This window comes from Azospirillum formosense (assembly GCF_013340925.1).
GTDB lineage: Bacteria > Pseudomonadota > Alphaproteobacteria > Azospirillales > Azospirillaceae > Azospirillum > Azospirillum formosense.
In genome coordinates this window covers 1-9571 of sequence record NZ_WHOR01000226.1, presented here as the reverse complement: position 1 = coordinate 9571, position 9571 = coordinate 1, and the positions used below count along the sequence as shown (strand labels likewise).

The window sequence follows — 9571 nt, the reverse complement described above, 5'->3', positions numbered from 1 at the left end:
CCCGCGACCTGGAGCGGCTGTCCCCCTGCGTCCCCGCCGGCAGCACCGTGGTCGCCCACAACGGCGTCGGCGACGCCTTCCGCCCGGCCGGGGCCGCGGAGGTCGACGCCTTCCGCAAGGCGCACGGGATCGACCGGCCCTATGTGCTGATGGTCGGCGACCGCGCCGGCTACGAAGGCTACAAGAACGGTCTGCTGCTGTTCCATGCCCTGGGGCTGATGGAAGGGGCCGCGGACGAGGTCATGGTCCTGTGCGTCGGCGGCCAGCCGGAGATCGAACCGACCTTCGCCGTGCTCGCGCCCGGCGTTCCGGTGGTGCGTCTGTCGCTGAGCGACGAGGATCTGCGTCTGGCCTACGCCGGGGCGCGGGCCCTGGTCTACCCGTCGCGTTACGAGGGCTTCGGCATGCCGATCGTCGAGGCGATGGCCTGCGGCTGCCCGGTGATCACCTGCGCCAACTCGTCGATCGTCGAGGTGGCCGGCGACGCCGCCCTGTTCGTGGGCGAGAACGACGCCCCCGCCCTTGCCGACCGGCTGCGCGAGGTCGCCGACCCCGAGCGTCGCGCCGAGCTGGTCCGCCGCGGGCTGGAGCAGGCCGCCCGCTTCTCCTTCACCGCGATGGCCGAGATCCTGGCCCAGGCCTGCACCGGAACCGTCGACCGGATCAAGGCCGGCTCCCTGCCGGTGCCCGGACCGCAGTGGCAGGAGACCAAGGAACTGCTGGCCGAGGCGCAGCGGTTCCGGATCGAGGAAGCCATCCGCATGAAGCGCGCCGCCGAGGCCACCGTCCCGGAGGAGCCGGAGCCCCTCGTGGTCCCCGACCCCGCCGTCCTGGAGCGTCTGGCCCAATGCGAGCAGGAACTGGTCCGCGTCAACGAGGTCGCGACGTCGATCCAGAACAGCCCGTTCTGGCGCCTGCGCAACCTGACGGTGACCGCTCTGCGCACGGCGGGATTGCGCCAACGCCATTAAGGTTTTTGCCGGATGTCCTGGAACAAACTTCAATCCTTGCGGGCCACCGTCCACGCGATCTTCGCGATCCGCGACCGGATGGAACAATCCCTGCCCACGCTTGAAATCCGTTACCGCGAGCTGCAGGACCGCTACAGCGACCTGCACGCCAGCTACGGCGATCTTCATGCCCGCTACGGCGATCTGATCGGGGCCGTCGAACGGCTGTCCTCCGTGGTGTCCACGCGCTCCGAACTCGAGGCGCTGAAGGCGGAAGTGGCCGCGATGGACCAGCGTCTGATCGGGAACCTGGAGCGGTTGACGGCGTCCAGCCGGGTCGTCGGCAACGCGCTCGGTTCCGTGACGGGGGCGGTGGCCGACCTTCACGGGCGCGTCGGCCGCCTGACCGGCGAGGGGCCGGCCGAGCTGATGGCGGTGGCCGGCCAGCCGGCGGAAACGCAGTATTACCAGGCGCTCAACAGCGTCGGCATCCTCAATTACCAGAACGACTGGGTCAGCGGGGAGCACCGCTTCCTGGCCCGGCTTCTGGAATGGCGGCCCGACGCGGTGGTGTTCGACGTCGGCGCGCACAGCGGCGACTACACGCGGCTGGTGCGCTCCCTGTCGCCGCAGGCGCGCATCTTCTCCTTCGAGCCGCATCCCGTCACCTTCGAAACCCTGGCCCGCGTCGCCGAGGAAGCCGGGGCCAAGGCCGTGCCGCTCGGCCTGGGCGACCAGTCGCATGAGCTGGAGATCTACGACTACGCCGACAGCGACGGGTCCCAGCACGCCTCGCTGTACCGGGACGTGATCGAGCGCATCCACAAGAAGCCGGCGACCTCCCACACCATCCGCATCGAGCCGCTGGACACCGTGGCCGCCGATCTGGAAATCGAGCGCATCGACCTGCTGAAGGTGGACACCGAAGGGCACGAGCTGGCCGTCTTCCAGGGGGGCGCCCGCCTGTTCGCGGAGCGGAAGATCGACGTCATCCAGTTCGAGTTCAACGAGATGAACGTGATGTCGCGCACCTTCTTCCGCGACTTCATGGAGGCCCTGGCCGATTTCCGCCTGTTCCGCCTGCTGCCCGACGGGGTGATCCCGATCGACGATTACCGCCCGACCTTCCTGGAGGTCTTCGCGTTCCAGAACATCGTCGCGGTTCGGCGCGACCTTGATCCCGCGTGGCTGATGGGGACCACCCGATGACGGTGTCCGACCCGCTGCGAAGCGGTCTGTCCGGAAACGGCGCCAACGCTCCGGCGCAGCCCGGCGTCTTGCAAACCCTGCTGTCCTACCGCCGCTACATCCTGACCAACGCGGTCGAGGACCTGCGGCAGCGCTACGCCGGCACCGGCCTGGGCGTCCTGTGGAACGTCGTGCATCCACTGGCGATGATCGCGATCTTCTCGCTGGTCTTCTCCCATATCATGCCGAACCGCTTCAAATCGGAGGGAGGGCAGACCGTGTCCTTCCTTCTCTATCTCTGCTCCGGTCTCCTGCCCTGGCTGGCCTTTTCCGATTGCCTGGGCCGCGTCACCGGAACCTTCATCGAGAACGCCGGATACCTCAAGAAGCTGGCCATTCCCGAGCTGGTCTTCGCCATGCGGACGGCGGTGTCCTCGGCCATCACGCTGGGCATCTATCTCGCCCTTCTGATCGCGACCGCCTTCCTGCTCGGGCACAGCCCCCATTGGTCGTGGCTGCTGATGGTTCCCGCGGGCCTTCTGATGATCGGGCTTGGCTTCGGGCTCGGGCTCTGCTTCGGAACCCTCAACGTCTTCTTCCGCGACATGGCGCAGATGATCGCGCTGGTGCTGCAGCTCTGGATGTGGCTGACCCCGATCATCTATTCGGTGGAAATCCTGCCGGCGTCGCTGCATCCGCTCCTCTGGCTCAATCCCTTCTATCCCTTCGTCCACATCTTCCGCGAAGCCTTCCTGTTCGGAACCTCCGGCGGCCTGCTGGCCTGGGGCTTCGCCGCCGCCTGGGCGGCAGGCTCGCTCCTGCTCGGGCGACGGATCCTGGCGAAGCTCGCCCCGGAACTCAGGGACGTCCTGTGACGCAGGAATCCGCCATCGTCGCGTCCGGCATCGGCAAGCGCTACCGCGTCTACCGCAGCCCGCGTCAACGGATGCTGGACTGGCTGCCCGGCGAATCCCGGCACCCGCGCTACCGCGAGGTCTGGGCCCTTCGGGACGTCTCGTTCGAGCTGAAGCGCGGCCGTTGCCTGGGCGTGATCGGCTCCAACGGCTCGGGCAAGAGCACGCTGTTGAAGATCCTGACCGGCGTCGCCCAGCCGACGACCGGAACCGTGAGCGTGAAGGGCCGGGTCCTGTCGCTCCTGGAGCTCGGCACCGGCTTCAACCCGGAGCTGACGGGCCGGCAGAATGTGGTGGCGAGCGCCTCGCTGATGGGCCTTCCGCCGGACTTCGCGGCGGAGCGGATGGGCGACATCGCCGCCTTCGCCGACATCGGCGTCCATTTCGACCACCCGGTCCGCACCTATTCCTCCGGCATGTTCGTCCGCCTCGCCTTCGCGACCTACATGCACATGGAGCCCGAGCTGTTCATCGTGGACGAGGCGCTGAGCGTCGGCGACCTGTTCTTCCAGCAGAAATGCGCCGTCGCCATGCGGAACCTGCGGGCGCGCGGCGTCACGCTTCTGTTCGCGTCGCACGACATGACGGCGGTGCAGGAGCTGTGCGACGAGGCGATCCTCCTCGATCGCGGCCATGTCGCCGCCCATGGCATCCCGACCCAGACGATCACGCGCTACCTCGCCATCCAGGGCGAGCGGCAGAGCAAGGCCGTGTCGGCGGCGCGGCAGCCTTCCCCGGCATCCACCCCCACATCCCAGGACGCCGGGGCCGAAAAAGCCGTTGCCGAAAAAGCCGCTGCCGGGGAAACCGCGGCCGAGGGCGCCGGGTCCGAGACCGGGCTTCCCGCCCTGATCCGGCGCGACGACCTTCTCCAGGGGCGTCGGGGAACCGGGGTCGGCGGATGCCTCATCCCGGCCCTGCGCCTGATCGACCGCCAGGGGAACCCCGTCGGGCAGGCGCGCTGTGGCATGGAGCTCGGCATCCAGGCTCTGATCCGGGCGCAAGGCGACGTCGAGGAGCCGAACTTCGGCATCGACCTCGTCGATCCGCAGGGCCGTTCGGTGATGTCGGTCGGTTCGTCCAACCGGGATGTCTGGATCGGGCCGCTCGGCGCGGGCGAGGAGCGGGTGGTGACCGCCTGGCTGCGGTTGGCGGTGCCTCCGGGCCGTTACCGGCTTTCCGTCGCCGTCGGCGAATGCCGGCGCCTGGACCCCTATCACGCGGTGTTCCACGATCTTTACCCCGAGTTCACCGAACTGGACGTGCTGCCGGACGACGGTGCCGCCATGTTCGACGGGGTTGCCGACATCGGAATCGCGGTCGAGACCTTTGCGATGGAAAACCGGTGCGCAGCGCGGGTGGAGCCGACATGAGCCAGGGAATCGGAGAGGCGGATGGCCGGGAAACCGCCATCATCGCCGAGGATCTGTCCAAGCGCTTCAAGATCTACCGGAATCCGTCGGACCGGGTGCGCGATTGGATGGACGGCGGCCGCAACCTGCGCTGCGACGAGACCTGGGCGCTGCGGGACATTTCGTTCCGGGTGGCGCGCGGCCAATGCGTCGGCATCATCGGCGCGAACGGCTCGGGCAAGAGCACGCTTCTGAAGGTGCTGAGCGGCATCCTGCAGCCGACCACCGGACGGGTCGCGGTGGCGGGGCGCGTGCTGGCCCTGCTCGAACTCGGAGCGGGGTTCAATCCCGAGCTGACGGGACGGCGGAACGTTCTGACGAGCGCCAGGCTGCTCGGCTTTCCCGAAGGCTATGCCGCCGCCCGGATGGCGGAGATCGAAGCCTTCGCGGACATCGGCGAGTCGTTCGACGATCCGGTCCGCACCTACTCATCGGGCATGTTCGTGCGGCTGGCCTTCAGCACCTTCATCCATCTGGAGCCCGACATCTTCGTCGTCGACGAGGCGTTGAGCGTCGGTGACGGCCCGTTCCAGCAGAAATGCATCACCGCGATGCGCCGCTTCCGCGAGCGCGGGACCACGATGCTTCTGGTGTCGCACGATCTCTCGCTGATGCAGGAGATGTGCGACTGGGGCCTGCTGCTGCGGGACGGCCGCGTGGAGGCCATGGGTGCCATGGACATGGTGGTCTCCCGCTACACCAAGGGAGGCGACCCGGCCCACCTTCCGGAAGCGGAAGCCCCGCGAGGCCCCGCGAAGCCGGAGGTCGAAGCGCGGCTGGCGGCCATCACCGACGGCGGTCCCGCCGGCGGCGGAGCGTCGGCGGACGGCCTCGCCATCACCGGGGCCGGGATCGTGGACGGGACCGGAACGCCGCGCCTGCATTGCCGGATCGGGGAAACGCTGACCGCGGAGGTCGCCGTCCGCACGGACGTCGAACCGGCGCGGCTGCGGGTGGCGCTGGTCGACCGGTTCGACCGCGTCATCAGCGGTGTGACGCGCCCGATCGAACCGGACAGCCGTCTGGTCCTGGCCCACATCCCCTTCCGGGTCTCGCCCGGCGAGTATCTGGTGCGGATCACTCTGGAAAGCGCCGGGACCGGGCCGGAAGCGGTCTGCACGCGCGATCTGGGGCCGGTGGTCGTCTATTGGGACAAGCTGTGGATGCCCTTCTATTCCCTGGTCGGGCTCGACAACGGCTTCCAGGTCCAGGACGTGCACGGAAACGACGCCGGCCGTCCCTGAGCCGGCCCCGCGGGCGGGCGGGCGTCCGACGATGTGTCAGGAGGCGTCCGTTCGCTCCGGCCTCCGGCCCGCGGCCTGGCGCAGGATTTCGATCAGACGCGGCACCGTGCCCGTCAGGGAATAGTGCCGCTCCACCTTCGCCCGGCCGGCCGCTCCCAGCCGCCGGCACAGGTCGGGATCGGCCGCCAGACGACGCAGCGCACCGGCCCACTCCTCCGGGGTCTCGGCCAGGAAGCCGTTGACGCCGTGTTCCACGATGTCCCGGTTGATGCCGACCGGAGAGGCGACCACGGGCTTGCCGCAGGCCATGTACTGGATCAGCTTGTAGCCGCACTTGCCGCGCTCCCACGGGGTGTCGGCAAGCGGCATGATGCCGATGTCGAAGGCGGCGATGTGGCCGGTTTCCGTGTCCTCCCGCCAATCATGGCGTTCGGCGGGCAAGGCGCCCAGCGCGGCGGGGGTGGCCCCCACCAGGCAGAGCCGGGCCACGTTCCCCATGACCAGTTCCTTCAAGGGCCGTTCCACCAGGCTGAGATAGTGGTCGGTGATGGGCGATCCGATCCAGCCCACCGTCGGCGGCGTCCCGACCCGCTGCGGAGCGATGGGGTATCGGACGAGGTCCACCACCGTGGGAAGGATGACGACCGAGCGGGTGCCGGCCGCTTCGGCCCTTTCGGCGAGATAGTCGTTCCCAACCGTCACCAGAGCCGCGTGCCGCATCAGCGTGTCGAGCTTGTGCCCGAGCAGCCGGCGCACCAGGGGCCAGCGGCTGCGGTCGTAGTGGTGGAACCAGGCGTCGTCGAAGTCAACGACATAGGGAGGAGCGGAATTCAGAATCCAGCGCTCCATCCCGTAGGGGAACCAGGGAAGCAGTTCCTTTTCGATCCACAGCAGGTCGTAGCTCTTCGCCGCGGCCATCTGGCGGACGCGCGCCGCATAGGCCAGGGCGATGCTGCGCAACGGGCGCGCCCGCCCGGCGTAGAGGGCTTCCAGGTAGGAATCGGGCAGCAGCGGGGCAACGGCCACTGAAATCCCCGCCTCGGCGAGAGCCGGCAGGAATTGGTAGTGCCGGAGACGGCTGCTGGGGCCCCGAGGGCTGTAGCGGGAAAGCAGCAGGATACGCATGGCCGCGGGTGATGTTTCTTCGGACAATGGCACGGCGGCTGCGGTGCTGCAAACAAGGAACGATGGACAGTCCCGCGGGGCGGAGCACCGTTCCCGGAACGCTCGAAGCGTAGCGCGAAACCGGTCTGCCGCCATCTTCTCCAAATAGGGCCAACAAATCCACCCGCCTGTGTCAGGAAAGGCGCGGATTTGCGAGATTCATCAGCGTTTCACAGAGAGTGGCGCAACCCGAGGCTCCATTACCGAAGTGAAACATTGTCGATGAAGCACACCAACCATCCGGATTGCTTTCCCATAGGTGGTTATTCTATCGGGCGGTTCCATTCCTCACTTGCAAAAAGGGGTTACCAATGATATCGAGCGGAAGGCATGCCATAAGGCGCAAGGTTTTAGACACTTTGGCGGGGGTTCACAAACATGGCGACATCGTCCACGATCACCGGTGGTATCAGCGGTGTAACTGACATCCCGTCCACCCTGGCGGGCGCGGTCCTCAAGAACACGAGCCTGGTTTCGTCGACCAACAACCTGACGGTCAGCGCGATCGGCGATGACAAGCTGACCAACGGTCAGGTCACCACCGACGCCAGCAACCAGGTTCTGATCCTGAACACCAACACCGCGGCGACGGTGCTGGGCGGTTCGGGCAACAACAACGTCCTGGTTGCGAACGACACCGCCGGCACCGTCCTGCAGGCGGGCAGCGGCACCGGCCAGACCCTGATCGGCGGCGCCGGCGGCCAGCTGCTGGGCACCAGCACCGTGGCGGGCGCCTCGGCCACCATCCTCGGCGGCACGGGTGCCGACACCGTCGTGGCCGCGGCCGGCAACAACGTGCTGACCGGCGGTGCGGGCAACAACACCATCATCGCCGTGGCCGGCAACAACCAGATCTTCGCGGCCGGTAACGACACCGTCTTCGCGGCCGGCGGCAACGCCACCATCGGCGCCGGCACGGGCAACTCCTACCTGGCGATCACCGGCGGCAACAACCTGATCGCCGGCGGCCAGGGCAACACCACCATCGCTTCGGCGGCGGGCAACAACACGATCTTCGGCGGTTCGGGCAACACCACCATCGCCGGCGGTTCGGGCAACGACCTGCTGATCGGTTCGACCTCGAAGTCGGGCAAGGCCGTCATCGGCGGCTTCGACGGCAACGACACGATCATCGGCGGCGTCGGCAACGACACGCTGTTCGGCGGCAACGGCAACGACATCTTCGTGTTCAGCACCGTCTTCGGCGGCGGCAAGCACGTCATCGGCGATTTCAAGGCCGGCACCGACCTCATCGCGGTTCAGGGCTACGGCCTCACCGCGGCCCAGGTCGCGTCGCGCGTCACGGTCACCGGCGGCAGCTCCGTCCTGTCGCTGTCGGACGGCACCCAGATCACGGTCGCCGGCGTCACCAACCTGACCGCCAGCAACTTCGCCGTCTGATAAGTATCTCTGCGTTACCCAATGGACCTGCCGAGCGATCGGCAGGTCCATTTTTATGCGCTTCATGCCTTTTCTCTTTTCCAGCATGGAAGGCCGAGCCGCAGGGCATGACGCAAGCGGATGCAGGAGGCCTTCCTTCATGAGTTCGTCCGACGGGGCGACATCCCGCATGCGGCGCCCGAAACCGCGGCCGCAGGATCTGCAGCGTCTGGAAGACCTGCTCGCCGATGGGTCGATCGCCGAGGCGGAGGTTGCGGCGCGCTCCTTGCTGCGCCACAGCCGCAGCCATGCCCAGGGCGCCTCCGGGCTTGCCCGTTGCGCCCTGGCACGGGGGGATCTCGACGGTGCCCTGCGCTGGGCCGAGCGCAGCGCCCGGTTCGCCCCGAACGACATCGCCCTCAAGACCTTTCTTGCCGCTTTGCTGATCACGGCCAACCGGTCCGCCGAGGTGCCGCCGCTGCTGGCCGGGGAGGCCGAACGCGCCGCCTGTCCCACCGCGGCGATCGCCCTGGGGCAGGCCCTTGCCCGACTGGGTGCGATGGACCGCCTCCTCCCCTTGGTGGCACGTCAGCTTCACCGCTTTCCGGTGAGCATCGCTCCTCTCTTGGGCGACCTTGCCGATTACGCCGTCCTCACCGGGGGGGCTGCCGGCTGGGTTTCCGCCGACGTCGGTCTGCAAATCGCCGGAGCCTTGCCCGCCGATGCGGCCCGCCGTTCGGACACAGGCGTTGCGGATGGGGGCGTTGCGGATGCGGGCGTTCCGGATGCGGGCGTTCCGGATGGGGACCGCACCATCCGAATCGAGTCCCCCCGACGGGGCCTGCTGCTCGCCATGACCCACGGCTCGTTCGTGCGCCGGTACGGGCGGCAGGACAGCGGCAGCGATTTGATCCGCTTCACTCTTCCCATCGATCCGGAGTTGGAGGGGGAAGCGCTGTCCGTCACGCTGGGCGGCGAACCGTTGCTCGGCACGCCCCTGCATCCCCGGCGCCACGCGGCGGTCGAGGGAAGCGTCCTGCTCGACGGGGATCACGGCGGCGGCAAATCGACGCTCTCCGGTTGGGCCTGGTGTCCCGGTGATCCGCCGCGCTCCGTGACGGTCCGGGTGGAGGACGAGACCGGGCATTCCGTGGCCGTGGCCGCGGACCGCCCGATGGAAGGCGTCCAGGTTGAGGGTGTGGAGAGCGGGCGCTACGGCTTCCTCATCGACCCGGTGGCCGCCGGCCTGTCCCCCGGCCTGCTCCACGTCACCGCCGGGCCGGGCGACCAGCCGCTGGCCGGCAGCCCCCTGCCCTGGC

Annotated in this window: 8 protein-coding genes; 7 read left to right on the top strand and 1 reads right to left on the bottom strand. The window is 68.3% G+C overall.

The window, feature by feature from the left end; genetic code table 11:
* The 5 genes from GBZ26_RS22595 to GBZ26_RS22575 all read left to right on the top strand — a co-directional run.
* On the top strand, positions 1-971 hold a 971-nt coding region (locus GBZ26_RS22595), incomplete at its 5' end, for a glycosyltransferase family 4 protein (RefSeq protein ID WP_174440783.1).
* Positions 972-983: 12 nt separating this feature from the next.
* Entirely contained in the window at positions 984-2159 is a 1176-nt protein-coding gene (locus GBZ26_RS22590) for an FkbM family methyltransferase (RefSeq protein ID WP_246654312.1), read from the top strand.
* On the top strand, positions 2156-3013 hold the full coding sequence (locus tag GBZ26_RS22585; RefSeq protein ID WP_174440782.1) for an ABC transporter permease: 858 nt from the start codon (positions 2156-2158) through the stop codon (positions 3011-3013). Before GBZ26_RS22590 ends, GBZ26_RS22585 begins: the two co-directional genes overlap by 4 nt.
* Positions 3010-4425, top strand: a complete 1416-nt coding sequence (locus tag GBZ26_RS22580) for an ATP-binding cassette domain-containing protein (protein WP_174440781.1) — start codon at positions 3010-3012, stop codon at positions 4423-4425. The genes GBZ26_RS22585 and GBZ26_RS22580 overlap by 4 nt, the downstream gene beginning before the upstream one ends.
* Positions 4422-5708: an ABC transporter ATP-binding protein gene (locus GBZ26_RS22575; protein ID WP_174440780.1), complete on the top strand. Its 1287-nt coding sequence runs from the start codon at positions 4422-4424 to the stop codon at positions 5706-5708. Before GBZ26_RS22580 ends, GBZ26_RS22575 begins: the two co-directional genes overlap by 4 nt.
* A gap of 36 nt (positions 5709-5744) precedes the next feature.
* On the opposite strand, the gene GBZ26_RS22570 is transcribed toward GBZ26_RS22575, so the two are convergent.
* A complete protein-coding gene (locus tag GBZ26_RS22570; RefSeq protein ID WP_343207324.1) occupies positions 5745-6734 on the bottom strand; it encodes a glycosyltransferase family 4 protein in 990 nt (329 codons plus the stop codon).
* Positions 6735-7250: 516 nt separating this feature from the next.
* On the opposite strand from GBZ26_RS22570, the gene GBZ26_RS22565 reads away from it, so the two are divergent.
* Together GBZ26_RS22565 and GBZ26_RS22560 are read left to right on the top strand one after the other, a co-directional pair.
* The gene (locus GBZ26_RS22565) at positions 7251-8273 is read left to right on the top strand and encodes a calcium-binding protein (protein WP_174440778.1); all 1023 of its coding nucleotides are present in this window, start codon (positions 7251-7253) and stop codon (positions 8271-8273) included.
* Positions 8274-8412: 139 nt separating this feature from the next.
* On the top strand, positions 8413-9571 hold a 1159-nt coding region (locus tag GBZ26_RS22560; RefSeq protein WP_247884871.1), incomplete at its 3' end, for a tetratricopeptide repeat protein.